Annotated in this window: 22 protein-coding genes and 1 tRNA gene; 10 read left to right on the top strand and 13 right to left on the bottom strand. The window is 73.4% G+C overall.

Going from position 1 to position 25334, the window contains the following annotated elements:
- Positions 1 to 11 precede the first annotated feature (11 nt).
- The 4 genes from AB0O07_RS23050 to AB0O07_RS23035 all read right to left on the bottom strand — a co-directional run bounded on the left by AB0O07_RS23050 (position 12) and on the right by AB0O07_RS23035 (position 4427).
- A complete protein-coding gene (locus AB0O07_RS23050) occupies positions 12 to 2102 on the bottom strand; it encodes a cellulase family glycosylhydrolase (protein ID WP_365636119.1) in 2091 nt (696 codons plus the stop codon).
- A 156-nt stretch (positions 2103 to 2258) separates the two neighbouring features.
- A tRNA-Cys gene (locus tag AB0O07_RS23045) sits at positions 2259 to 2330 on the bottom strand.
- Positions 2331 to 2475: 145 nt separating this feature from the next.
- Positions 2476 to 3396, bottom strand: coding sequence for an ABC transporter permease (locus AB0O07_RS23040; RefSeq protein ID WP_365636118.1), 921 nt, complete (start codon positions 3394 to 3396; stop codon positions 2476 to 2478).
- Positions 3393 to 4427, bottom strand: a complete 1035-nt coding sequence (locus AB0O07_RS23035) for an ATP-binding cassette domain-containing protein (RefSeq protein WP_365636116.1) — start codon at positions 4425 to 4427, stop codon at positions 3393 to 3395. The genes AB0O07_RS23040 and AB0O07_RS23035 overlap by 4 nt, the downstream gene beginning before the upstream one ends.
- A gap of 353 nt (positions 4428 to 4780) precedes the next feature.
- On the opposite strand from AB0O07_RS23035, the gene AB0O07_RS23030 reads away from it, so the two are divergent.
- From AB0O07_RS23030 to AB0O07_RS22995, 8 genes are all read left to right on the top strand, one after another.
- Positions 4781 to 6184, top strand: coding sequence for a histidine kinase (locus AB0O07_RS23030; protein WP_365636114.1), 1404 nt, complete (start codon positions 4781 to 4783; stop codon positions 6182 to 6184).
- Complete coding sequence (locus AB0O07_RS23025) at positions 6181 to 6843, top strand: response regulator transcription factor (RefSeq protein ID WP_365636112.1); 663 nt, start codon at positions 6181 to 6183, stop codon at positions 6841 to 6843. The genes AB0O07_RS23030 and AB0O07_RS23025 overlap by 4 nt, the downstream gene beginning before the upstream one ends.
- A gap of 194 nt (positions 6844 to 7037) precedes the next feature.
- A complete protein-coding gene (locus tag AB0O07_RS23020; RefSeq protein WP_365636263.1) occupies positions 7038 to 8624 on the top strand; it encodes an MFS transporter in 1587 nt (528 codons plus the stop codon).
- Positions 8625 to 8669: 45 nt separating this feature from the next.
- Positions 8670 to 8867 (top strand): Arc family DNA-binding protein, encoded by a 198-nt coding sequence (locus tag AB0O07_RS23015; RefSeq protein ID WP_365636260.1) that lies wholly within the window; start codon positions 8670 to 8672, stop codon positions 8865 to 8867.
- Positions 8868 to 8871: 4 nt separating this feature from the next.
- Positions 8872 to 9252, top strand: a complete 381-nt coding sequence (locus AB0O07_RS23010; RefSeq protein WP_365636110.1) for a type II toxin-antitoxin system death-on-curing family toxin — start codon at positions 8872 to 8874, stop codon at positions 9250 to 9252.
- A 235-nt stretch (positions 9253 to 9487) separates the two neighbouring features.
- Complete coding sequence (locus AB0O07_RS23005) at positions 9488 to 11281, top strand: DEAD/DEAH box helicase (protein WP_365636108.1); 1794 nt, start codon at positions 9488 to 9490, stop codon at positions 11279 to 11281.
- A 437-nt stretch (positions 11282 to 11718) separates the two neighbouring features.
- The gene (locus AB0O07_RS23000; RefSeq protein WP_365636106.1) at positions 11719 to 12360 is read left to right on the top strand and encodes a helix-turn-helix domain-containing protein; all 642 of its coding nucleotides are present in this window, start codon (positions 11719 to 11721) and stop codon (positions 12358 to 12360) included.
- Positions 12361 to 12523: 163 nt separating this feature from the next.
- Positions 12524 to 13354 carry a S16 family serine protease gene (locus AB0O07_RS22995; protein WP_365636104.1) on the top strand — a complete coding sequence of 277 codons (831 nt, stop codon included), beginning with the start codon at positions 12524 to 12526 and terminating at the stop codon, positions 13352 to 13354.
- On the opposite strand, the gene AB0O07_RS22990 is transcribed toward AB0O07_RS22995, so the two are convergent.
- The 4 genes from AB0O07_RS22990 to AB0O07_RS22975 all read right to left on the bottom strand — a co-directional run bounded on the left by AB0O07_RS22990 (position 13308) and on the right by AB0O07_RS22975 (position 16140).
- Positions 13308 to 14672: an MFS transporter gene (locus AB0O07_RS22990; RefSeq protein WP_365636102.1), complete on the bottom strand. Its 1365-nt coding sequence runs from the start codon at positions 14670 to 14672 to the stop codon at positions 13308 to 13310. The genes AB0O07_RS22995 and AB0O07_RS22990 overlap by 47 nt on opposite strands.
- On the bottom strand, positions 14669 to 14878 hold the full coding sequence (locus AB0O07_RS22985; RefSeq protein WP_365636100.1) for a hypothetical protein: 210 nt from the start codon (positions 14876 to 14878) through the stop codon (positions 14669 to 14671). The genes AB0O07_RS22990 and AB0O07_RS22985 overlap by 4 nt, the downstream gene beginning before the upstream one ends.
- 39 nt (positions 14879 to 14917) lie before the next feature.
- A complete protein-coding gene (locus AB0O07_RS22980) occupies positions 14918 to 15568 on the bottom strand; it encodes a helix-turn-helix domain-containing protein (RefSeq protein ID WP_365636098.1) in 651 nt (216 codons plus the stop codon).
- A gap of 101 nt (positions 15569 to 15669) precedes the next feature.
- The gene (locus tag AB0O07_RS22975; protein WP_365636097.1) at positions 15670 to 16140 is read right to left on the bottom strand and encodes an Lrp/AsnC family transcriptional regulator; all 471 of its coding nucleotides are present in this window, start codon (positions 16138 to 16140) and stop codon (positions 15670 to 15672) included.
- 271 nt (positions 16141 to 16411) lie between these two features.
- On the opposite strand from AB0O07_RS22975, the gene hppD reads away from it, so the two are divergent.
- A complete protein-coding gene (gene hppD, locus AB0O07_RS22970) occupies positions 16412 to 17491 on the top strand; it encodes a 4-hydroxyphenylpyruvate dioxygenase (RefSeq protein WP_365636257.1) in 1080 nt (359 codons plus the stop codon).
- Positions 17492 to 17656: 165 nt separating this feature from the next.
- Here the strand turns inward: hppD and AB0O07_RS22965 are convergent, their stop codons facing one another.
- The 5 genes from AB0O07_RS22965 to AB0O07_RS22945 form a co-directional block, all read right to left on the bottom strand.
- Positions 17657 to 19153, bottom strand: a complete 1497-nt coding sequence (locus tag AB0O07_RS22965; RefSeq protein WP_365636095.1) for a DUF3100 domain-containing protein — start codon at positions 19151 to 19153, stop codon at positions 17657 to 17659.
- 14 nt (positions 19154 to 19167) lie between these two features.
- Complete coding sequence (locus tag AB0O07_RS22960; RefSeq protein WP_365636093.1) at positions 19168 to 20805, bottom strand: aldehyde dehydrogenase family protein; 1638 nt, start codon at positions 20803 to 20805, stop codon at positions 19168 to 19170.
- Positions 20802 to 21713: an NAD(P)-dependent oxidoreductase gene (locus tag AB0O07_RS22955; protein ID WP_365636091.1), complete on the bottom strand. Its 912-nt coding sequence runs from the start codon at positions 21711 to 21713 to the stop codon at positions 20802 to 20804. The genes AB0O07_RS22960 and AB0O07_RS22955 overlap by 4 nt, the downstream gene beginning before the upstream one ends.
- 119 nt (positions 21714 to 21832) lie before the next feature.
- Positions 21833 to 22786 (bottom strand): MurR/RpiR family transcriptional regulator, encoded by a 954-nt coding sequence (locus tag AB0O07_RS22950; RefSeq protein WP_365636090.1) that lies wholly within the window; start codon positions 22784 to 22786, stop codon positions 21833 to 21835.
- Positions 22787 to 22909: 123 nt separating this feature from the next.
- Positions 22910 to 24274, bottom strand: a complete 1365-nt coding sequence (locus AB0O07_RS22945; RefSeq protein WP_365636255.1) for a hypothetical protein — start codon at positions 24272 to 24274, stop codon at positions 22910 to 22912.
- 283 nt (positions 24275 to 24557) lie between these two features.
- On the opposite strand from AB0O07_RS22945, the gene AB0O07_RS22940 reads away from it, so the two are divergent.
- On the top strand, positions 24558 to 25238 hold the full coding sequence (locus tag AB0O07_RS22940; protein ID WP_365636088.1) for a response regulator transcription factor: 681 nt from the start codon (positions 24558 to 24560) through the stop codon (positions 25236 to 25238).
- Positions 25239 to 25334: the final 96 nt, after the last annotated feature.

Here is a 25334-nt window from a genome sequence, read left to right as displayed (position 1 = left end):
GAGACCCTCGTTCAGGCCAGGCCCGCCGCCCACGCCGCCAGTTCGCGCTGCGCCGCCGCCCGTAGTTCCGGGGTCGCCGGGGCCTCCGCTATCAGCGCGTAGTGCACGGTGCCCGCCGTGTCCGACGCGGGTGGGGCGGTGAGCAGCAGGCGGTTGGCTGTGGTCAGGGGGTCGTCTGCCGTGGTGCCCTGTTCCGGGGCCGTCGCCAGTGGGTGGTCGGCCGTCTCGCCCTGCGCGGTGTACGCGGGCAGGCCCGTCGCCGTGCCCAGGTCGGAGATCACCGTCGTCCCGTCGGGGGTGAAGCCGGCCGGGAGGTGGAGTTGGGTGGGGGCGCGGGTGGGGCCCTGCGAGCGCCAGGCCAGGACGCCGTACCGGCCCGTGCCCACCAGGCGGGCCGTCTCCGGCATGGTGGCGGGGATACGGTTCCAGGTCAGGGGGGTGCCCGTGGTCGTGCCGGTGGTGTCCGTCGCGCCGTCCCTGGAGCGGTCCTCGTACGTGAACGCGACGGTACGGCCCGCCACCGCGTCCGGGTAGATCCGGTCCAGCAGTCGTGCGTCCTGGCGGAGCACCGCGCGGCCCGACGCGTCCTGCCGTACGGCCGAGAGGTCCTCGTCGTTCCAGGCGTCGGCCTCCGTGAGGATCTTGTCGGGATTGCCGTTCATCGCCTCGCGGTGGCGCCCGCTGTAGATGTCCCACTGCCACTGCGTCGACGAGAGCACCGGGCCCGAGCGCGTCGCGTTCGCCCACCAACTCGCCCCGGACAGGCGGGAGTCGAGCGCCTGATACATCGCCTTGTTCACGGTGGGCGCCTTGTCGGCGGTCAGTCCGTTCAGCGGGTGGCCGAACTCGCTGACGATCCCGGTCGTGCCCAGCGCCGCCGCGCGGTCGCGGACGGTCGTGAAGTCGTTCACGTACTGGCCGTCCTCCGCCTTGCCCCACATGAAGATGCCGGAGATCGCCTTCTGGTCGTAGAAGTGCGTGTTGAAGACGTAGCGCGGACCGGCGGCGCCCGCGTCGAGCAGGCCGCCCGGCTGCCGCGCGAAGTCCAGGTTGGCGTTCCAGAACATGTTCGGCTCGGCGAAGAGCGGCTTGTCGCGCCACCCCGCCGCGTCCATCCGGGCCCGGAACTTCTCGTAGAACGGCCAGAGCACCTCCCGCTCCCAGGCGCGGCTGTCCTGACCGGCCGCGTACTCGCCCGCGTACGGTTCGTTGTACGGGTCGAAGCCGACGACGCCCGCGAACTCCTCCGCGGTGAGATTCCGCGCGAGGTACGTCATCGTCGTCTGCGCCGTGTCGAGGAACGCGGTCTGGACGGGGCGCGTGGAGCCGTCGCGGAGCGTGAGCGTCCGGTTGGTCCAGAAGTCCCGGGTGGCGCTCTTCACCGCCTGGTTCTGGGTGATGTTCTGGCCCCACATGACGCAGATGCCACAGGACTCACGCGGGTACGCCCCCGCCTCGACGGCCCAGCGGGGCGCGCCGTCCCCCGTGTACCAACTGTCCTTGTCGAAGAGGTACCGCGAGTGGAGATCCTGGTGGAAGTCGGGGAAGACGCGGAGCCCGGCGGCGCGGAGCGCCTTGATCTGGTCGGTCGCGCGGCGCAGGTACGCGGTGTCGACGACCCCCGGCTCGGGCTCGGCGTACGCCCAGGAGAGCAGGAACCGTACGGCGTTTCCGCCGGTCAGCGTCCGCAGCGCGGCGGCGGAGGCGCGGGCGTCCGCCGCGTCGGCGAAGGGCAGGCCGCCGTTCTCGGCCAGCTTGGTCTCGCCGGAGACGTTGAACCCGCGCAGGACGACCTCCCGGCCGTACCCGTCCGTGAACCGGGCGCCCGCCCCGTCCCCGGACCCGGCGGGGGTCACGGAGACCTCGGTCGCCGCCCGGCCGTCGAACCAGAGGGGGGTGGTGGCGGTTGCGGTGGACGCTGCGGTGGCTGTGGTGGTCGCCGTCGCGGGGGGCGGGGCGGCCAGCGCGGCGCCGGTGAGCAGGGCGAGCGCGGCGCCGAAGAGGGTGGCCCGGGCGGCCCTGCGTGGGGTGCGACGCGTCGTGGTGCGCCGTTTGGTGGTGCGACGTGCCGTGCGTGATCCCGCTCCGGTGGTCGTCGTCATGGCCACAACAGTGGAGCCGCTACTGACGGGTAGTCAAGGGGGAGGAGGGGGGAGGAGGGGGAGGCGGTGGAGGGAGGGGGACAGGCTGTACGGCGGTACGGGCCGCCTGCCCCGGTGGTGCCGGGGGCGGGCGGCCCGTACGCGTACCGGGACCAGAGGCCGTGGCGGGAATCGAACCCACGTAACTCGATTTGCAGTCGAGCCCCTCAACCACTCGGGCACACGGCCATGTGCTCTGCTCTGCTGTGTTCTGCTGACGAAGTTACGGCGGGTGTGTCCCGGGGCTCAAGGCCTTCCCGTGGTCCGCAATACGACTGCCATACGCCGTTCACGGTCGGCCGCCCGCGAACACCGGGGCAGGGGAGGGGCGCGCTCAGACGTCGCGGCGCCGTACGACGAGCACGGCGAGCGCGATCGTGAGCAGAGGCCAGAGCGCGTACACGGCCCAGGAGCCCGGGACCGTGGCGGGGTGGCCCAGGAAGCCGGGGCCCGGCTCCCAGTTCTGGATCAGGCGGTTCCACGCGGCCGCGACCAGCGCGTGTCTGACCCCCGCCGACCAGCGGTTCGTCTCCGAGAAGAGGGTGGGCAGAAGCAGCAGGACGAAGACGCCGGTGACCATGGTCGCGGCGGCGTGCCGGAGCAGGACGCCGAGCGCCAGGCCGACCAGGGCGCAGACCGGGGCCAGCAGCGCGGACGCCACCAGCGGCCTGAGCACCCCGGGGTGGGTGATCGGAACGCCGGCGTGGTGCCCGTCCAGGATGGCCTGGGAGACGAGGAACGAGCCGGTGGAGGCGGCCGTGCCTACCGCCGTCCACAGCGCGGCGGTGACGGCCGCCTTGGCGAGCACCACGGAACCGCGCGCGGGGACGGCCACGGTGGTGGTACGGATCAGCCCGCTGCTGTATTCGCTCACGGCGGTGAGGGCGCCCATGCTGCTGGCCACGAGCATCAGCGTCCAGTAGCCGGCCGCCGGATAGGCGTCGAAGGACCGGAAATCTACGGGGCCGGAGCGCGCGGCGTGGTCCGTCAACGTGGCCACGGCGGCGGCCCCGATGACGAACAGGACGGTGAGTCCCGTCGTCCAGGGGGTGGAGCGCAGGGACCATACCTTGATCCACTCGGCGGCGAGCAGGTCACGGAAGCGGGCGGCCGGGGCGGTGGTGAGATCGGGGGCGGGGGTGGGGGTGGTGACGGGGGTGGTGCTGGGGGTGGTTACGGGGCCTGAGCGAGGGGCGGAGTCGGGGTCGGGGGCGGGGCTGGAGTCAGGGTCGGGGAGGGAGGTGAGTGGGGTCATCGGGGGGCTCCTGCCAGGTACTCGGTGCTGTCGGCGGTGAGGTGCATGAAGGCCGCCTCCAGCGAGGCGGTGCGGGGCGTCAGTTCGCTCAGCCGGATGCCGTTCTCGCAGGCGAGGGCTCCGATCCGGTCCGCCGGGAGCCCGGTGACGGTGAGCCTCCCGGCGCCGGCCGCGCCTTCGGCGGCGCTCTCCGGACCGTCTTCGGCGGCGCCCTGCGCCACACCCCGACCGCCCTCCGTCGCGCCCTGCGGATCGCCCTCCGCCATGCCCGGATCGCCTTCCGCCGCGCCCTCCGCGCGGACGGAGGCGCCCGCCGCTGTCAGCAGGGCCGCCAGCGCGGCGGGGTGCGGGGTCGCCACCACGACATCGCGGCGGGTGCCGCGTGCCGCGAAGTCCCGTAGCGGCTCGGCGGCGATGAGACGGCCCCGGCCGATGACGACCAGATGGTCGGCGGTGTTCTCCATCTCCGCCATCAGGTGGCTGGAGAGGAAGACCGTACGCCCCTCGGCGGCCAGGCGCCGGAAGAGCCGGCGCATCCAGAGGACGCCCTCCGGGTCCATGCCGTTGATCGGTTCGTCGAACAGGAGCACGGGCGGGTCGCCGAGCAGGGCGGCGGCGATGCCGAGGCGCTGCTTCATGCCGAGGGAGAATCCGCCGACGCGGCGGTCGGCCACCTCGGCCAGCCCCACGTCCTGGAGCACCTCCTCCACCCGGCGCCGGGGGATGCCGTTGCTCCGGGCCAGAGCGGTCAGGTGGGCCACGGCCCGGCGGCCACCGTGGACCTGCCCGGCGTCGAGGAGCGCGCCGACGTGGCGCAGCCCGCGCGGGTGGTGGCGGAAGGGCACACCGCTGACGGTGGCGGCGCCGGTGGTGGGCGCGTCCAGGCCGAGGATCATGCGCAGGGTGGTGGACTTGCCGGCTCCGTTGGGGCCGAGGAATCCGGTGACCCGGCCCGGCCGTACGGTGAAGGAGAGATGGTCGACGGCGGTCTTGCGGCCGTAACGCTTGGTGAGTCCGCTGACTTCGATCACGGCACCACACTGCCGGGAGCTGCCCTGTCCGGGCATGGGGCCGTGGGACGCAATCGCGCGGGCCGCCCTCGCCCGTGGGCGTACGTCCCCGGGCTGATGCCGTACCGGCGGTGGCCGGTTACTCTCGCGGCGTGCACCCATGGCGGCCGGCCATGGAGTGAACGTCACGACGGCCGCGCCGCCGTGACCGCCTGAGCGTGCCGTGCCGTGCCGGTGCCGGTGCCGGTGCCGGTGCCGGTGCGGTGCCACCGCCTGCGCGCGCCGCGCCACTGCCTGTGCGGGCCGCGCCCTGCTGGGCCAGGCCGCACGGATGACGTTCCGGGGAGGACGAGAGAGGGGGAGTGCCGCCGCCGATGACGAGAACCAAGACCCTGGCCTGGGCCGGGAGTGCCGGGTACCTCCTGGTGGTGGCTCTGCTGGTGGGCGCCGCGCCACGGGCGCCGGGCACGGTCCACGGCAGCGGGGCGTTGCTGGCCGCGACGCTCCTCGCCGGCGTGGTACGACGGGCGCCGCTGCCGGCTCTGGCCCTGGCGCTCGTCGGGTCCACCGCCGTGATCGTGGGCCCTCCGAGTTCCAGTCACGCGACCCTGGCGACGTCGTACCAGGGCGAGTTCCTGTCGTATCTGGCGGTGGACCTCGTGGTCGGGGTCATCGTCGCCACCCGCGCGCGGCGCACCGCGACCGTCGCCGTGGCGGTGTCGTTCGCCGTGCAGCTCCTGGTGATCGGCGCCGGCGCGCACGGGGACGGTCTGGTCGTCAACGAGGTGATCGCCCTGCTGGCGCTGGCCGCTTCCTGCATGGCCGGTCTGCTGTGCCGCGAGCGCCGCGAGCACGCGGCGGTGCTGCGCGGGCGGGCGGTGGCGGAGGCGGTGACCGCCGAACGCCTGCGGATCGCAAGGGAGTTGCACGACATGGTGGCGCACAGCATCGGCATCATCGCCATCCAGGCCGGTATGGGCGGCCGGGTCATCCAGACGCAGCCCGCGCAGGCACGCGAGGCCCTGCGCGCCATCGAGGCCACCAGCAGGGAGGTCCTGTCGGGCCTTCGGCGCACCGTGGTGTCGCTCCGTCAGACCGACCAGGGGGACCCGGCCGACCACGGCGACCACGCCGCCCGGAACGGAACCGCCCCGCAGGGGGCCCCGCTCGCGCCGGCCCCCGGGCTGGCGGACATCGAACGGCTGGCGGCGGCGACGGCGGACGCGGGGGTACGTGTCGAGGTGTGCCGGGGCGGGGTACGGCGCCCGGTGCCGGCCGACATCGAGCTGTCCGCCTACCGCATCGTGCAGGAGGCACTGACCAACATGGTCCGCCACGCGGGCACCGGGCACTGCCGGGTGACCATCGACTACGGGGAAGAGGAACTGTCCGTGGAGATCGTCGACGACGGGCACGGCGCCGCCACCGATGGCCCGGCGCCCGGGGCGGCGGGCAATGGCCCGACCTCCGGGCCCATCGCCGACCACGCGGCGCCCGGCGGCACCGCCAACGGCCCCGGCCCCGGTCCCGGCCCCGGTCCCGGCCCCGGTCCCGGCCGTGGTCCCGGCCGTGGCTTCGGGATTGTCGGGATGCGGGAGCGGGCCGTCCTGCTGGGTGGTCAGCTCACTGCCGGGCCGCGCCCCGAGGGCGGTTTCCGGGTGGCGGCCCGGCTGCCGCTGCCCGTACCCCTCGCCTCCCCCGCTCCCCTCGCCTCCCCCGCTCCCCCGACTCCCCCCACTCCCCCCGCTCCCCTCACGGTTCCGGCGGAGCCCCGGTGACCGTCCGCGTGGTGCTCGCCGACGACCAGCCGCTGGTGCGGTCCGGGCTGCGGGTGCTCATGGCCGACCACGGCGACCTCCAGGTCGTCGGTGAAGCCGCCACCGGCGCCGAGGCCGTCCGCCTGGTGAACGACATCCGCCCCGACATCGTGGTCATGGACATCCGGATGCCCGGCATGGACGGGATCGAGGCCACCCGCCTGATCACGGCCGGCCCCGCGCCCACCCGCGTTCTCGTCCTGACCACCTTCGACGAGGACGACCATGTCTACGGCGCGCTCCGGGCCGGCGCGAGCGGCTTCGTGGTCAAGGACATGGCGCTGGACGACATCCTCGCGGCGGTCCGCGTGGTCGCCGCCGGGGACGCGCTGATCGCGCCGAGCACGACGCGCCGCCTGATCGCGGACTTCGTCGGACGCCCGGCGCCGGCCCCGGGGCGCCCTCCTCGCGGGGGCGAGGGCATCACGGAGCGGGAACGGGAAGTACTGACCCTCATCGGCCGGGGCCGGTCGAACGCCGAGATCGCCGAGGAGCTCTTCATCACCGTGGCCACCACCAAGTCGCACGTCTCACGCCTGCTCACCAAAGTGCGCGCCCGGGACCGGGTCCAGCTCGTCATCACCGCGTACGAGATGGGGCTCGTCACCCCGCCCCGCTGACCCCGGCACCGGGGCGCGCGAGCTGCACAGGGGCGGTCGTACGACCAAGGTCCTGCTCCGAGATCAGCCCCGCGACAGGGTTCAACCGCCGGTACGCCTCTTACCCTGGCCCAATGGACTCACGGGAACGCGCCGCCCATCCCCCCGCGCGGGCGCTCACTCCGGCCTCGACGCCCGCATCGACGCCGTCGCCGATGCCCGGGGCCGGCGTCGGGTGGCGGGGAGGTGTGCTCGGGCCCGCGCACCGGGCGCTCACCGTCGCGATCGTCGCCGTCGTGCTGCTCATCGCCTTCGAGGCGACCGCCGTCGGTACGGCGATGCCGGTCGCCGCGCGGGATCTGGACGGTGTGTCGCTGTACGCCTTCGCGTTCTCCGCGTACTTCACCACCAGCCTCTTCGCGATGGTCCTCGCCGGCCAGTGGTCCGACCGGACCGGGCCGCTCGCACCGGTCGTCGTCGGCGTCCTCGCCTTCGCCGCAGGGCTGCTCCTCTCCGGCGCGGCGGACTCCATGTGGGTGTTCATCCTGGGGCGGGCGGTGCAGGGGTTCGGCGGCGGGCTGGTGATCGTCGCGCTGTACGTCGTCATCGGGCGCGCGTACGAGTCCCGGCTGCGGCCCGCGATGATGGCCGCGATCGCCGCGTGCTGGGTGGTCCCTTCGGTCGTGGGACCGCTGGCCGCCGGTACCGTCACCGAACACCTCGGCTGGCGCTGGGTCTTCCTCGGCATCCCCGTCCTCGTCCTGCCGCCGCTGCTCCTCGGCGTCTCCCCGATCCGGCGCATGGCCTCGGGCCCGGCGGAGGCCGCCCCGGCTGGGGTTGCCGTCCCGGCTGACGGTGCCGACCCGGCGGGCCGTGCGATCCCGGCGGAGGCCGCCCCCGCTGACGCTGCCGCCCCAGCAGACCGTGCCGCCCCGGCGGAGGCCGCCCCGGCGGAGACCTCTGCCCCCAGGAAGGAACGCCCCCGCCCCGCCTCCCGGTTCGGCGGTCGCCGGATTCGGCTTGCGTTCGGGATCTCGCTGGGGGCCGCGCTGCTCCAGTACGCCGGGCAGGACCTGCGGCCCCGTTCGTTCCTGCCCGCAGCCGTCGGGCTCGCCCTGCTCGTGCCCGCCGTGCTCGGGCTGCTGCCCGGCGGGACCTGGCGGGCGGCGCGCGGGCTGCCCTCCGTGGTGCTGCTGCGCGGGGTCGCCGCCGGGTCGTTCATCGTGGCGGAGAGCTTCGTGCCGCTGATGCTGGTCACCCAGCGCGGTCTGTCGCCGACCCTGGCCGGGCTCTCGCTCGCGGTCGGCGGCGCGACCTGGGCGCTCGGCTCGTACATACAGTCCCGGCCCCGCATGGAGCCGTACCGCGTGCGGCTGATGGCGGGCGGCATGGTGCTGGTGGCGCTGGCCATCGTGACCGCGCCGAGCGTCCTGATCGACGCCGTGCCGGTCTGGGTGGTGGCGGTCGCCTGGGCCTTCGGCTGTCTGGGCATGGGTCTGGTGATCGCCTCCACCAGCGTGCTGCTGCTCCACCTCTCGGCGCCGGAGGAGGCGGGCGAGAACTCGGCCGCGCTCCAGATCTCCGACGGCCTGTCGAACGTCCTGCTGCTCGCGGCGGGCGGCGCGGCGTTCGCGGCGCTGGGGGGCGGGGCGGTGGGCGGCGCGGGCCACGTGGCCGGGGCGGCGTCCGCCGCGTCCGCCGCGTCGGCCTCGCAGCCGGTGGCCTTCGCCGCCGTGTTCCTGCCGATGGCGGCGGTGGCTCTGGCGGGGGTGTGGGTCGCGACGCGGGTACGGGTGCAGTAGCTGGTACCACCATGACCCCATTGGTGGTACCGTTCTGGTATGGCTATGAATCTGCGACTGCGTGAGGAACAGCAAGAGGCGCTCCGGCTCCGGGCGGAACAAGAGGGGCGCAGCATGCACGCCATAGCGCTTCAGGCGATCGACCGCTACCTGGAGCAGGAGGCGGACAAGGAAGCGGTCCGACGCCTCGGTGCCAAGTACGCGGCGGGCCACGCCGATCTGCTGCGGCGGCTGGGGGAGTAGGACAGTGAAGTACCTGACGGTCCAGGAAGTACTGGACCTGGCGGAACTCGCCTGCGGGCAGCCGGTCGCGGTGCGCGACCTGGGTCTGCTCACCTCGGCGGTGCACCGCCCTCAGTCGCAGATGTTCGGCGTTGAGGCGTACACCGATCTCTTCGAAAAGGCCGGGGCGCTGCTCCAGTCGTTGGCCGTGAACCATCCCCTGGTGGATGGGAACAAGCGTATGGCGTGGATGTCCACGGTCGTCTTCCTGGACTTCAACGGCGCCGACATGCTCGGCGTCGATCAGGACGCCGCGTACAAGCTGGTCATCGAGGTCGCCATGGGCACCCTTGAGGATGCCCCGGAGATCGGGCGGCGGCTGCGCGCCCTCCACGACGCCATGTGATCCGGGTCCCATCTCCCGGATGACAGGCGTTCGTGCCGCGAGCCCCGGGTCACCCCGCCGGTAGGGTGGCCCGGTTGTCGTACGTACGGGTGCTTCGGCCGTACGGGGAACCTCGGCGCACCCCGCGCCCCCGGAACCTCGCACGCCCGCTGCACCCCGTACCCCTGGTACGCCCCGTACCCCCGGTACCCCGCGTACCGCGTGCCCCCGTCGCCGAGCGTCCGAACCGGAGACCGTGACTACCACCGCCGCCTCCTCCCACCACCTCTCGCCCGCCTTCCCCGGCCGCGCCCCCTGGGGCACCGCCAACAAGCTGCGTGCCTGGCAGGAAGGTGCCCTCGGCCGCTACCTCCAGGAGCAGCCCCGGGACTTCCTCGCCGTCGCCACCCCCGGCGCCGGCAAGACGACCTTCGCCCTGACGCTCGCCTCCTGGCTGCTGCACCACCATGTCGTCCAGCAGGTCACCGTCGTCGCGCCCACCGAGCACCTCAAGAAGCAGTGGGCCGAGGCCGCCGGCCGGGTCGGCATCAAACTCGACCCCGAGTACAGCGCGGGCCCGGTGAGCAGGGAGTACGACGGCGTCGCCATCACCTACGCCGGGGTCGGCGTCCGGCCCATGCTCCACCGCAACCGGTGCGAGCAGCGCAAGACCCTCGTCATCCTCGACGAGATCCACCACGCCGGTGACTCCAAGTCCTGGGGCGAGGCCTGCCTGGAGGCGTTCGAACCCGCCACCCGCCGCCTCGCGCTCACCGGGACGCCGTTCCGCTCCGACACCAACCCGATCCCGTTCGTCGCGTACGAGGAGGGCAACGACGGCATCCGCCGCTCCGCCGCCGACTACACGTACGGATACGGCAGCGCCCTGCGCGACGGCGTCGTCCGCCCGGTCATCTTCCTCAGCTACAGCGGCAACATGCGCTGGCGCACCAAGGCGGGCGACGAGGTCGCCGCCCGCCTCGGCGAACCCATGACCAAGGACGCGGTCTCGCAGGCCTGGCGCACCGCCCTCGACCCGCGCGGCGACTGGATGCCCAGCGTGCTCCGCGCCGCCGACCAGCGGCTGACCGAGGTCCGCAAGGCCATCCCGGACGCGGGCGGCCTGGTCATCGCCTCCGACCAGGAGGCGGCCCGCGCGTACGCCAAGCTCATCCGGGAGATCACCGGCACCAAGGCCACCCTCGTCCTCTCCGACGACGTCGGCGCCTCGCAGCGCATCGACGACTTCTCCGCGAGCCAGGACCGCTGGCTGGTCGCCGTCCGGATGGTCTCCGAGGGCGTCGACGTGCCGCGCCTCGCCGTCGGCGTGTACGCGACGACCATCTCGACCCCGCTCTTCTTCGCGCAGGCCGTGGGCCGCTTCGTGCGCTCCCGCCGGCGCGGCGAGACCGCCTCCGTCTTCCTGCCCACCATCCCCACCCTCCTCGGCATCGCCAACGAGATGGAGGTCGAGCGCGACCACGTCCTCGACAAGCCGAAGAAGGAGGGCGAGGAGGAGGACCCGTACGCCGAGTCCGAGAAGGAGATGGCGGAGGCCGAGCGCGAACAGGACGAGGACACGGGGGAGCAGGACATGCTGCCCTGGGAGGCGCTGGAGTCCGACGCGGTCTTCGACCGGGTGCTGTACGACGGCGCCGAGTTCGGCATGCAGGCGCACCCCGGCAGCGAGGAGGAGCAGGACTACCTCGGCATCCCCGGGCTCCTCGAACCCGACCAGGTGCAGATGCTCCTCCAGAAGCGCCAGGCCCGGCAGATCGCGCACAGCCGGAAGAAGCCGGACGCCGAGGCCGATCTCCTGGAACTGCCCGCCGAGCGCCGCCCCGTGGTCTCCCACAAGGAGCTGCTGGAGCTGCGCAAGAAGCTCAACACCATGGTCGGCGCCTACGTCCACCAGAGCGGCAAGCCGCACGGGGTGATCCACACGGAGCTGCGCCGGGTGTGCGGCGGTCCGCCGAGCGCGGAGGCGACGGCGGGGCAACTGCGGGAGCGCATCGCGAAGGTGGGGGAGTGGGCCACGCGGATGCGCTGACCCTGTAGAGGTCTGTCGCAGGCGCTGTGCGCAATGTCATCGTTGTTGTAACGGTTCGTGTACGGAAGTGGCCGCCCCGGGGTCCCGGAGGCGGCCATTTCTGTCCCACCGGCCCTCCTGTGCCCCCCGGAAGGCCTTCCGAGGGGCCTCCGGGAGCCGTGGCGCCCCCTTCGTGATCACGCTCTGATTCACATACATGTACGGGATGTCATCGTCCGAACGGACATTTGCCACCAATACGCGTTGACTTACCTCGGATGCCCGGATTCTGGACGAGGGCTTCCGCTGAGCGGTACCGGTGGTTACTGTCCCGGCAGTGTGAACGCTCCGTGGCAACTCCGCCCCGTAGCGCAGCCGGTGGCCCCCGGGGACAGGGAGAGCGCCGTCGTCACCATCTCCTCACTCATCTCCGAACTCACTCCGAAGGAGAGGGCGTCGTGACCGCGGAGACCTCCCAGACGCTCGACCGGGGACTGCGCGTCCTCAAACTGCTCGCCGACACCGATCACGGGCTGACCGTCACCGAGCTGTCCACCAGGCTCGGCGTCAACCGGACCGTCGTCTACCGGTTGCTCGCCACCCTCGAACAGCACACCCTCGTACGGCGCGACCTGGGCGGCCGGGCCAGAGTCGGCCTCGGCGTGCTGCGCCTGGGCCGCCAGGTCCATCCGCTGGTACGGGAGGCCGCGCTGCCCGCGCTGCGCTCGCTCGCCGAGGACATCGGCGCCACGGCGCATCTGACCCTGGTGGACGGGGCGGAGGCGCTCGCCGTCGCCGTCGTGGAACCCACCTGGACCGACTACCACGTCGCCTACCGGGCCGGCTTCCGCCACCCCCTCGACCGGGGCGCGGCCGGCAAGGCGATTCTCGCCGCCCGGGGCGCCCCCCTCACCGAGCCGCGGTGCACCCTGACCAGCGGCGAACTGGAGGCGGGCGCGAGCGGCGCGGCGGCGGCGCTGGTCGGGGTGACCGGCATAGAGGGGAGCGTCGGCGTGGTGATGCTCGCGGACGCCGTACCGGAACGGGTCGGTCCGCGCGTGGTCGACGCCGCCCGCGAGGTCGCCGACGCCCTGCGCTGAGACGGGAGGAGGAGGGGAGAGGGAGGGGGAGGGGGAGGGTGCTGAGGCGGCGACCGGTGCCCCGTACGGGCTGAGGCGACTCCCGGTGCCCCCGTACCCGCCGGGCAGAGGCTGAGGCGGCGCCCGGCGCCCCCGTACCCGCCGGGCAGATAGATTGGCCACCGTGTCCCCTCGCCTCGCTCACCTCGCCCGTTCCCTCCGCCCCGCCGTCCTCTCCCGCCCCGGCGTCCTCGCCGTCTGCGCGCTCCCGATCGTGGCGCTCTTCGTCGTCGTCGGTGTCGCGCCGCTGCCGTACGCCGTCGCGCAGCCCGGGATGACGGCGGACGTCCTCGGCGCGAACAAGGGCGAGGAGGTCATCACGATCAAGGGCGTGCCCACCCGCACCCCTCAGGGGCAGTTGCGGATGACGACGATCGAGGCGACGGGCCCCTCCACCGATGTCGACTTCGGGGACGTGGTCGAGGGCTGGTTCCGCAGGGACCGGGCGGTCCTGCCGCGCGAGGCGGTCTACCCGTCGGGCCAGTCGGACCAGCAGGTCCGCCGGCACAACACCCAGGACATGATCAACTCCCAGAACTCCGCCACCACCGCCGCCCTCGCCCTGCTCGGCGAGGACCCGGCGAAGGTCGACGTCAGCCTCCATCTCGCGGACGTCGGCGGCCCCAGCGCCGGGCTGCTCTTCGCGCTCGGCATCGTCGACAAGCTCGACGGCGACGGCGCGGGCGGCGACCTGACCGGGGGCCGCACCATCGCCGGTACGGGGACCATCAGCGACGGCGGCGAGGTCGGCGCCGTCGGCGGGGTGGCCCTGAAGACCCAGGCGGCGGGGCGCGACGGGGCGACCGTCTTCCTCGTCCCCAGGGCGGAGTGCGCGGACGCGCAGGCCGAACTGCCGCACGGGATGCGGCTGGTGCCCGTCACCACGCTCAAGGGCGCGGTGACGGCGCTCAAGGCGCTGGCGCAGGGGCGGACGGGCCAGGTCCCGAGCTGCTGACGTCGGTGGCGCCGGTGGCGGTGGCGGTTCCGGCGTCGGTGCCGGTGGCGGTTCCCGTGCCGGTGGTACGTTCCATCGTCCGCCAGGCCGGGAAGACCAGCGGGCTCAGCGTCGCCAGCAGATAGATCCCGCCCAGGGTCAGCAACGCGCCGGTGAGCCCCGCCCGTTCGACCAGCAGCCCGGCCCCGAGCCCGCCGAGCGGCATGGTCAGCTCCACCCCCGCCGTCGTCACGCTCGACACCCGGCTGCGCAGCGCGTCCGGCACCCGCTCGTAGATCACGGTGGTCAGGATCGGGTTGAGCACTCCGGCCGCGAACCCGCCCAGCGCCATCGTCACCCCCAGCGGCAGGGTCCCGTCCGTCACCGCCGCCACCACATACCGGGGCGCCCCGCAGAGCAGGAACGCTCCCGCGAAGACCGCCCGGCGCGGGAAGCGCTCCCCGTACGCCCCGTACAGCAGCGCCCCGAGCAGCGCGGCCCCGCCGAACACCGCTGTCAGCAGCCCGAGTTGGGTCGCCCCGCCCAGCGCGTCCCGGGCGTGTACCGGCAGCAGGACCGAACTCCAGCCCTGGTCGAGGCCGTTGGTGACCATCACCATCAGGGTGATGGCGAGCAGCAGCGGCGTCCTGACGAGAAAGGCGTACCCCTCGCCCAGCTCCGTACGGTACGAGGCGAGCGAGACCGGGGCGAGCCGCTGAGGCTGGGCGGCGCCGACTCCCCGTAGCCCGGAGGCGATCAGCCCCGCCGAGGCCGCGAACGTCACCGCGTCCAGGAGCAGCACCGCCTCCGCGCCCACCACCGCGATCAGCACCCCGGCGAGCGCCGCCCCGGACATCCGGGCCCCGCGCGAGGCCGCGTCGTACAGACTCGCCGCCCGTGGCAGGGTCGTCCCGGCGCGCGCTGCCAGGTCGGGGAGGAGTACGTAGCGGGCGGTGAGCCCCGGGGTGTGGACGAGGCCGCTGAGCGCCATCAGCGCGCAGAGCATCCAGAACCGCAGCGCGCCCGCGTAGTGCAGCAGCGGGATCGCGGCGACGGCGAGCCCGCAGACCAGATCGGAGGCGAGCGAGACCCGCCGCCGCCCGAGCCGGTCGATCACGGGCCCGCCCACGATCGCCGACACGACGACCGGCAGCGTCGCGCAGAAGGCCACGATCCCGGCGTCGGCCGCGCTCCCCGTCGTCTGGAGCACGAACCAGGGCACCCCGATGAGGGTGAGCGAACTCCCCGCGATGGAGACGGTGTTGGCGGCCAGCGTGGCGACGAGCGGCCAGCGCTCGCGGCTCCCGGGAGGCGTGCCGGGGGTCTTGGTCCCGGTCATGCGAGGTGTGTTGCCGGGTGCGTTACCGGGCGGTTGACGAGCCGCAGCCCCAACTCGACCAGCGACCAGCCGAGTCGGACGCGGAGTGCGGTACGGGGCCGACGCGGCCCGGGGAGTTGGCGGCTCCCCGGGCGGAACTCGGCGGCCTCCGAGCGGAGTTCGGCGGCGCGCAGGGTGTGGAGCGTGAAATGGATGTCGGCGTGCATGACAGGCGGTTCCCCCCTGGGATCGCTCTGGGACGGGCGTCAGCCCGTGGGGCCGGCGTGCGGAAAGGCGTGGAGATGGATACGGACCTTCGGGGCGTCCTCGGCGGCCGGGCCCAACCGGCGGTAGCCCTCGATCACCTCGTGCACCTTCTCGTTCATCTCGATGAGCTGGGCCGCCGTCAGCCGGAGCGTGAAGTCGCTCATGTCCGCCGCCTGGGACCACTCCACCGGCCAGTCGCCCGCCGTGCCCAGCCAGGTGGTGAGTTCCTGGGTGTGGGTGGTGGCCACCTCGTGCAGGAACAGGTCGGCCGCGCCCCGCACTTCGGGATCGGGGTTCGCGTGCAGCTCCTCGGTGAAGCGGACCCCGTCCTGTGCCGCCTTCCACCACCGCTCGCGGCCCTTGCCGCGCTCCGGGTCGTCCTCGACGAAGCCGTACTCGGCGAGCTGGCGCAGGTGATAGCTGGTGGCACCGCTCGACTCGCCGAGCCGGGCGGCGAGTTGGGAGGCGGTGGCGGGACCGTTGTGGCGCAGCGTGCTCAGCAGGCGCATACGGAGCGGGTGGGCCAGACCGCGCAATGACCGCGCGTCCAGGGTCCGTACGTTGTGCGGCGGCGGCTGCGCCCCTTCGGGCGGGGGCTGGGGCGTGGACTCGGTGGACTCGGACATGGGTTCGGGCTCGGGCTCGGGCATGGTGCCACCGTAGCCGTGCAAAGACTCCGTTGCAACGCTTTCTTTGCAACGGAATCTTTGGATCGGGGATGCCCAGCGCCGGCCGCCCCCCCCGGCGAGCCTCACTCGTCCCGCGCCGCCTGCTCCACCAGCGGGATGATCCTCAGCGGCACCGGGTTCTCCATCACGATCGCCGTCGACGCCCGGACGATCCCCTCGAAGCCGACCACCCGGTCGATCACCCGCTGGAGATCGGCGTTCGAGCGGGCGACCAGGCGGCAGAGCATGTCCCCCTCGCCCGTCGTGGTGTGCAGCTCCAGCACCTCGGGGACGCCCGCCAGATGGGCCCGTACGTCCGTGCCCTGGCCCTGCTTGATCTCCAGCGTGGCGAAGGCGGTGACCGGATAGCCCAGCGCCGCCGGGTCCACCGCCGGGCCGAACCCCTTGATCACCCCGTTCGCCCGCAGCCGGTCGAGCCGCGCCTGTACGGTGCCGCGCGCCACCCCGAGCCGCCGCGACGCCTCCAGCACCCCGATCCGGGGCTCCTCCGCCAGCAGTACGATCAGCCGCCCGTCCAGCCCGTCGATACCCATCGTCGCCGCACTCCCTTCGCCGTGGTCATGGTGGTCATGCTGTACAGAACGTCCCGCCATTCTCGCGATCCGCTGTACAGATCGCCCAGCGAAAACCAGAACTGTTGCGCACCTTGTGGAACGGGGCGACGCTGACCCCATGGCTGACACCTCGACGCACAGCACCCTCGGAACCCCGGTCGCCACGTCCGGAGTCACTCCCGGAACCACCACCCCCGGAACCGTCACCCCCGACACCGCGCGCGAGGCCGATCCCTTCCCGGTCAAGGGGATGGACGCGGTCGTCTTCGCCGTCGGCAACGCCAAGCAGGCCGCGCACTACTACTCCACCGCCTTCGGCATGAAGCTCGTCGCCTACTCAGGACCCGAGAACGGCAGCCGCGAGACCGCGAGTTACGTGCTCACCAGCGGCGGCGCCCGCTTCGTCTTCACGTCCGTCGTCAAGCCGTCCACCGAGTGGGGCCGCTTCCTCGCCGGCCATGTCGCCGCCCACGGCGACGGCGTCGTGGACCTCGCCATCGAGGTCCCGGACGCGCGCGCCGCGTACGCCTACGCCACCGAGCACGGCGCCCGGGGCCTCCAGGAGCCGTACGAGACCAAGGACGCGCACGGCACGGTCGTACGGGCCGCGATCGCCACGTACGGCGAGACCCGTCACACCCTGGTCGAGCGCACCGGCTACGACGGCCCCTACCTGCCCGGCTTCGAGGCGGCGGAGCCGATCGTCGCGCCCCCGGCCAAGCGGGTCTTCCAGGCCATCGACCACTGCGTGGGCAATGTCGAACTCGGCCGGATGAACGAGTGGGTCGCCTTCTACAACAAGGTCATGGGCTTCACCAACATGAAGGAGTTCGTGGGCGACGACATCGCCACCGAGTACTCCGCGCTCATGTCGAAGGTCGTCGCCGACGGCACCCTCAAGGTGAAGTTCCCGATCAACGAGCCCGCCGTCGCCAAGAAGAAGTCCCAGATCGACGAGTACCTGGAGTTCTACGGCGGCGCGGGCGTCCAGCACATCGCGCTCGCCACCAACGACATCGTCGCCTCCGTACGGGCCATGCGGGCCGGCGGCGTGGAGTTCCTGGACACCCCGGACTCGTACTACGACACGCTCGGCGAGTGGGCGGGGGAGACCCGGGTGCCCGTCGAGACGCTGCGCGAGCTGAAGATCCTCGTCGACCGGGACGAGGACGGCTATCTGCTCCAGATCTTCACCAAGCCGGTCCAGGACCGGCCGACCGTCTTCTTCGAGATGATCGAACGGCACGGCTCGATGGGGTTCGGGAAGGGCAACTTCAAGGCGCTCTTCGAGGCGATCGAGCGCGAGCAGGAGCGGCGCGGCAACCTCTGACGGAGGCGCGCGTCACCGTCCGTACGGTACGTGGGTGAGCGGGGCCCGGTCCGAGGAGACCGGGCCCCGCTTCCCGTACGCCGAAGCGCGCCCCGCCTCCCCTACGCCGAAGCGGGCCCCGCCTCCCGTACGCCGAAGCGCGCCGTCAGTCCGTCAGCCCGCCCGTCAGCCCCACATGCCGAGGGTGAACTCCGCGATCACCACGGAGAGCAGGAACGACGCGCTGATCGCGACCAGCCCCACCGGGACGATCTTCCAGCCGATCTGCCGCAGCAGCGGCAGGTCCTTGCCGAGCGAGAGACCCGCCAGGGTCAGCATGATGGTGGCGATCGACAGGAAGTCCACCGCGCTCACCAGCGGGTTCAGCGTCTTGGCGGCGAAGAACCACGGGCTGGAGACATAGGCGCCGATGGTGGTGATCCACACTATCGCCGACACCTTCCGGACCACCCTGGCCAGCAGGAAGCCGAGCACCACCAAGGCCAGGAGGATCGCGTACCCCCCGACGATCTTCAGGCTGAGGCCCCCGGCCGAGACCGAGGCGGTGCCGATGCCCACCACGGTCAGCACGCCGAGCGAGAGCCAGTGCGGCAGCTTCACCTCGGCCGAGGACGCCGCCACCCGCTCCCGGAACGCCCGGTTCGCCGCCGCTTCCTCAGCGGCCGCTTCCCTCGTCGCCGTTTCCTTCGTCTCCGCACCACCGTCCGCTACGGGAGTCGCGCCCTCCGCCGTCGCGTGCGCCTCCGCCGGCGCCGGCGCGGTGCCGTCCCTCCGCCGGGTGAGGACGCGGTAGAACCGGTCGGCCAGCGGCAGCGCCAGATAGATCCCGACGTACACGCCCAGCACCGTGGTGATGAGGTTGGAGACCGCGGCCATGCCGAGGATGGCCTCCTGCTGGTCCGGGTGGGCGGCCACGATCGACGCGGAGGCCGCCGCCATCATCGACCCGGAGCCGACCCCGGCGCCCATCGCCAGCGCCAGCGGGTCGAAGAGGTGCCAGTTCGAGACCAGGGAGGACAGGAGCGTGATGTACACGGCTCCGAAGAGCGTCCCGAACACGTACATCGCGAGCACGCCCCGGTACTGGTCCGAGTCGGGCCCGTACTTCTCCGAGACCATCGCGAACGACGGCTCCCGGTCCAGCGAGAACGTCGCGCCCACCGTGGCCTTGCCCATGCGCAGCAGTACGGCGAGCGGGAGGGCCAGCGCGATCGTCCCCAGGAGATGGCCCGCCTCCTGGAGCAGCAGCGCGGGGCCCGCCTTGACGAGGGTGGGCAGGCTCGGGCCGATGTTGAAGGCCAGCCGGGCCACCAGCAGCAGTACGGCCACACCGACCAGGGCCGACGCCGTCCGCTGGAGGTCCAGGCCGAGCGGTTTGACCTTCTGTACGGAGACCAGCAGGCCCAGGATGAGGCCCCAGACCATCGGGAAGAGGATGATCGAACCGATCCCCAGATGGATGTCGGCCTCCCCGATGGCCTGCACGGCCAGGGCGATGACCAGCGCCAGGGCGGCGATCGGCAGCGTCTGCCTCGTGATCTGCCGGGTCCCGGCCCCGTTCCCGTTCCCGGAGCCGTTCCCGGAGCCGGTTCCGTTCCCGTTCCCGGTCGCGGCCGGATCCGAGGCGGGACCGGGCGAGGAGTTCGCGGTGGAGAACTTCATGATGGTGTTGCTCCCTATCCCGAGTAGGACAGCGACGGGAACGGTGCCCCGGCGCCCCTGGTCGGCACCCAGACCGCCTTGGGCTGGGTGTACTCGTCCAGCGCTCCGGGTCCCGAGGAGCGGCCGTGTCCGGAGTCGCCGAATCCGCCGAAGGGGACCGCGACATGGATGGTCTTGTAGGCGTTGATCCAGAACGTGCCGGCCCGCACGGAGCGCGCCACGTGGTGCGCCCGGGAGACATCGCCGGTCCAGACCGCCCCGGCCAGGCCGAAGTCGGTCGCGTTGGCCCGCTCGACGGCCTCCGCCTCGGTGTCGAAGGCGTCGGCGCCGACCACCGGGCCGAACACCTCCGTGGTCTCCAGCCGGTTGCCGGGGGTGACCCCGTCCAGCAGGGTCGGCGCCACCCAGTGTCCCCCCGCCAGCGCGGAACCGGTGAGCGCCGCGGGCAGTTCGGCGCCGGTGACCCGGCGGCCCCCGTCCCGTATCCCCGCCTCGATCAGCTCGTTCACCGTGGCGTACTGCGGCGCCGTCAGGATCGGCCCCACCTCGGTGGCCGGGTCGAGCGGGTCGCCGAGGCGCAGCCGCGCCGCCCGCTCCGCCACCAGCGCCACGAACTCCGCGTGCACGCTCCGCTCCACCAGCAGCCGTGAACCGGCCACACAGGACTGCCCGGCCCCGGAGAAGACCGCGGCGACCGCGCCGTCCGCCGCCCGCTCCAGGTCCGCGTCGGCGAAGACGATGTTGGCGCTCTTGCCGCCCAGCTCCAGCACGGTGGGGATGCCGGCCCCCGCCGCCGCCACCGCCACCCGGCGCCCGGTGGCCACCGAGCCGATGAAGGAGACCTTCCCGACCCGGCGGTCGCTCGTCAGCGCGGCGCCCACGGTCCCGCCGAGCCCGACGGCGACGTTGAAGACGCCGTCCGGCAGCCCGGCCCGGTGCGCCAGTTCGGCGAGCCGGAGCGTGGAGACGGGGGTGAACTCGCTGGGCTTCACGACGACGGCGTTCCCGGCCGCGAGCGGGGCCGCCGCGTTCCAGCCGGCCGTGAAGAGCGGGGCGTTCCACGGGGTGATCGCCACGACGACGCCGTGCGGGACGCGTTCGGTGTACGTGTGCCAGTTTCCCGGTACGGGGATGGTCAGCCCGGTCACCTTGTCGGCCCACCCGGCGTAGTAGCCGAACATCTCGGCCACCTTCGCCGCCTCGCCCCGGGTGTCCCGCAGCGGCTTGCCGGTGGTCGCGGACTCCAGCACGGCGAGTTCCTCGGCGTGTTCGGCGACCGTACGGGAGACCTCGCGCAGGATCGCGGCCCGCTCGAAGGGGTCGGTCGCGCCCCACACCGCCGCGCCCCGGACGGCGCTGGCGAGCACGGCGTCGGCGCCTTCCCGGCCGGGGTCGGGGAAGCCGCCGAAGCGCTCGCCGGTGGCGGCGGCGGTGAGCGGCACGGTCTCGCCGCCGCCGACGGCGATCCGGCCGTCGACGAAGGCGCCGAGACCTCCCGGGAAGGCGCCGTCCAGGGCGGACCGCGCGGTGGCGGCCGAGGAGGAGGCCGAAGAAGAGGCCGAGGAGGCGGCCGGTGTGTTCGCCGGGGCAGCGGCCGGATCCGCCGGAGTGCCGACCGGGGTGTCGGCCGGGGTGGTGGGGAGGGTGCTCATGCGGTGGATGCTCCTTCACGGCAGGTGGGTGCGGCGTCACGGCAGAGGGACGGGGCGACGGTGCGGGCGATCTCGGTGAAGTCGGCGCCGGGCCCGAGGGCGGCCAGCGCCTCCTGCCACCGCTCGCTCGCGGCGGCCAGCAGCTTCGGCCGCTCGCCCCGCTGCCCGGCGATCTCGACGGCGAGCGCGGCGTCCCGGGCCATCAGCCCGAGGGCGAAACCGGAGTCATGGGTGCCGGAGAGCACCCAGTCCGGGTACATGGCGGCGGACACCTTGCTGCCCCCGGAGGCGCCGCTGATCCCGGCCGCCGCCGCCGAGGGGTCGACCCCGTACGCCTGCGCGACCGCCAGGGCCTCGCCCACGGAGACCAGGTTGACGGCGGCCAGTACGTTGTTGAGCAGCTTGACCACATTGCCGGAGCCGGGCCCGCCCAGGTGCCGGTACTGACCGGCCGTCAGGTCGTCCAGTACGGGCCGAGCCGCCTCCAGGGCGCTCTCCGTACCGCCGACGAACGCCGTCAGCCGCCCCGCCAGCGCCCCGTCCCGCCCGCCCGAGACCGGCGCGTCGACAAAGGCCGCGCCCCGCTCCGCCGCGCGGGCGGCGAGGGCGGCGCTGGTGGCCGGTTCCGAGGTCGTCGTGTCGACCAGGGCGACGGTGCCGGGCCGCCCCAGCAGCGCGGGCACGGTCGCCTCGACCACCCGGGCCGAGGGCAGCGAGAGCACGGCGTACGCCGTGCCGGCCAGCTCCTCGACCCGGTCCACGGTGGCCACACCGGCCTCCTCGGCGGCGGTACGGGCGGCGGCCGACGGGTCGTACCCGCGCACCTGCCACCCCGCGGCGCGCAGGGCCGATGCCATGGCACCGCCCATGGAGCCGAGGCCGACGACGGCGACATGCTGCTTGCTCATACGGAGCTCCTGATCCAGGAAGTGAGGGGGGACGGGGGCAGGGGGCGGGGCCGGAGCGTGGGCGGGGCCGGAGCGTGGGCCGGGCCGGGGCGGGCCGCGGCGTGGGCCGGAGGGGCGGCCTACTCCAGATAGATGTCGAGGTCCTTCCACAACTGCTGGGTACGGCGGATGGCGGCCCGGCTCCGCTCCGGATGGGCCGCCTGCATCCCGGCGAGCAGCCCGTAGACGACCGAGGTGGCCGCCGTGACGGACTGGAAGAAGGAGATCCCCTCCGACGGGACGATCAGCAGATGGTGGGCGACGGCGGTGGCGAGCCGCCCCCGGCGCATGTCGGTGAGCGCGACGACCGTGGCGCCCGCCTCCCTGGCCGCCTCGGCGGCGGCGATGACCTGCTTCATCGACCGCCACATGTTGACGACGACGAGCACATCGCCCGGCCCCAGACTGTTGACCGCGCTGGCCAGATGGACGCCCGCCCGGTTCTCCAGGGTGATCGGATACCCCATGGTCGAGCCGAGGTGCGCCATCACACCGGCGGGCCCGGCGAAGGAACCGATGCCGACGACGAGGATCGACCGGGCGGCGGCCAGCGCCGCGATGGTCTCCTCCGTGTCCGCCGCCGTGTTGTTCTCCAGGGTCTGCCGCAGATTGTCGATGTCGTGCGTCAGCGCGTCGTGCAGCGGGCTGCGGTGCTCACCGTGCTCGGTGAGGGTGTCCTCGGTGGAGATCAGCACCAGATAGCGGGCGCGCAGCTCCCGCTGGAGATCCGGCCATCCCCGGTACCCGAGCGCCTGGGCCGTCCTGACCACGGTGGAACTGTTGACGTCCGCGCGCTGCGCGATCTCCGCGATATCCGCGTAGGAGGCGAGCTGCGGGTTACGGACGACCACGTCCACCACGCGCGACTGCGCCTTGGTGAGCGACACGTCCGGCAGCGCGTCGCCCAGCCACGAGGCGTCGCCCGGCGACGAGGCACCGGAGCCGTCGGGGACACCGGCGCCGTCGGGGACGCCGGAGGCTCCGGAGGCACCGGAGGCACCGGGGGAATGGTCGTCGTTCTGTGTACGGGGCACGGGGCGCTCCCAGGTACGGGCGGGATCCGCCGCAATCGAGATTGCAGAACTGTACATCGCAATTTCGCTTGCAGGAACCCCTTCGCGGGCCCCGTCCACCGGGGCCTTTCCCGGGTCCTCCCGTCACTCCCGGGCGGTCGACGGAGGCCGGTGCACCCGGACGTAGACGGTCACGCGCGCCCCGTTGACCTGCGTCGTTCCGCCCTCGCTGAAGTGGCGCCGCAGGGTGCTCGCCTTCGCCTCCGCCTGCGGGCCGGTGGGCGCGTGCGCACCCGCCGGGGCGCGGACCACGACGATCCGGTCGAACTCCAGCATGCGTGCCGCTGTGTCCGGGGCGGGCAGCTCGACCCCCGCGAGCGTGTTCGACGAGGCCGGGTCCCGGGCCAGGGCCAGATCCGTCAGGGCACGGGTGTCCCCGGGACCGGCCGCCGTCCAGATCCGGTGCCGCCCGTCGAGGAAGAGCAGCCCGTCACCGGGGCGGCCCGCCTCCCGTACGGCGGCGCCGATGGCGACGACATCGGTGCTGCGGCTCCCGGGCGTCCTCAGCGCCAGGCTCACCGGGACGAGCGCGGCCAGCACGGCGACCGCCGCGACCGGCGCGGCCCGGGGGAAGCGCCGCGACCGGTGGAAGTGGTCCGCCCAGGCGCCCAGCAGCAACGCGGCCCCGACACAGCTGTAGAGCACGTACCGGTCGACGAAGAGCGGCCTGACCAGCGAGGCGAGCATCAGCAGAAGGCCCGGGAGCACCAGGAGCGGCACGGCCACCACGGAGAGCCGGACCGGGCCCGGTCCCCCCAGGGGCGCGCGGGCACACGCCAGGCCCGCGGCCACCATGGCCAGGAAGGCGAGCAGCCGCGCCGTTCCGGGCCAGCCGATCCAGGCCACCTGCCCCGACTGCCCCGCGCTGAGGACGATCAGCGGCGACGCCCCGGCCACCACGCACGCGGCCGTCACCCCCCACGCCCGCAGCACGGCTCGCGGCACCCGGGAGACGACGAGCGTGACGCCGTGGGCGACCAGGGCGAGCACCGCGAACTCGTGGAGCAGAGAGGCGAGCAGCATGAGCGCGCCGTAACCGGCCCACCGCCACCGCGTCCGCCACCGCGCCCGCCGCCCGGCCCGGTGCGGGACACCGGCCACGAGCGCACAGGTGGCCCAGGCGACCAGGGCGCAGACCATCGCGTACGAGCGGCCCTCCTGCGCGTACTTCTGGACCTGGGGAAGGAGCGGGAAGACCAGCCCGGCCAGCAGCCCGGCCCGGGGCCCAGCCAGCCGCAGCCCCAGCAGCCCGACCCCGCTCGCCGCCACGGCCATCGCCAGCACGGACGGCAGCCGCAGCGTCAGCAGCCCGCCGCCGAAGAGGCCGAAGAGCCCGTGCATCAGGGCGTAGTGGAGGGCATGGACCAGATCGACCTCCTGGGCGGTCCGCCAGATCTGCCCGAGGCCGCGGTGCGCGAGCTGGTACGTGACGGCCTCGTCCCCCCACATGCTGTTCTGCCTGCGGACCCCCCAGAGACCGAGAGCGATGGTCAGTACCAGGGGCGCGCAGACGACAACGGCGGTGGCGGGCCCCGGTGCCGGCCGGCGGACGGGCGCGGTCGCGGGCGCGGGCCCGGAGAGGGGTCCGGGGGCGGTTGCGGAGAGGGGCCCGGGGGCCTTCAGCAGTGGTGAGGACACCGGACCAGCCTGCCCGGACCTCGTTGACCGTTCCCTGACCCGACCTGACCGGGCGATCAGGAAGGCGCCCGCGCGCTGTGCGAGGCTGCACCCCATGCGCATCCTGGTGGTCGAAGACGAGGTGGACCTCGCCCACACCCTGCACACCGGCCTGACCGCCGAGGGGTACAGCGTCGACCTCGCCCATGACGGCCGGCAGGGCCTGTGGATGGCCAGGACCGGGGAGTACGCCCTGATCGTCCTGGACCTGATGCTCCCCGGGCTCAACGGCTACAAGGTCTGCGCCCAACTGCGCAGGGAGGGCAACGCGACCCCCATCCTGGTGCTCACCGCCAAGGACGGGGAGTGGGACCAGGCGGAGGCCCTGGACACGGGGGCCGACGACTACCTGGCCAAACCCTTCTCGTACCTGGTGCTCGTCGCCCGGCTCCGCGCCCTGGTCCGGCGGGCCGCCACGGCCGTCCCGCCGGTCCTCGCCGTGGGCGACCTCTCGCTGGACGTCGCCGCCCGGGTCTGCCGCCGCGCCGGGACCCGGGTCGACCTCACCCCCCGGGAGTTCGCCGTGCTGGAGCTGCTGGCCCGCCGGGCGGGCCAGGCGGTCTCCAAGGCGGACCTGCTCTATCACGCGTGGCCCGACGAGGCCCGGGACCCCAACCTGGTGGAGGCGCGCGTCAGTGCCCTGCGCAAGAAGGTGGACGCCGCGTTCCACCGGCACTCGCTCCAGACCGTACGGGGCACCGGCTACCGCCTGGTGGACGACCGTGACCGCGACTGACCGGCGCCCCCGCCCCCGCCGCTTCCCCCGGCGGACGACCGCGGACGCCCCCGGACCCCGCCCCCGCCGCTTCCCCCGCCTCCGCTGGTGGCCGCG

The organism is Streptomyces sp. NPDC093085, assembly GCF_040683935.1.
In the GTDB taxonomy this organism is placed as follows: domain Bacteria; phylum Actinomycetota; class Actinomycetes; order Streptomycetales; family Streptomycetaceae; genus Streptomyces.
This window is presented reverse-complemented; position numbering and strand designations above follow the sequence as displayed.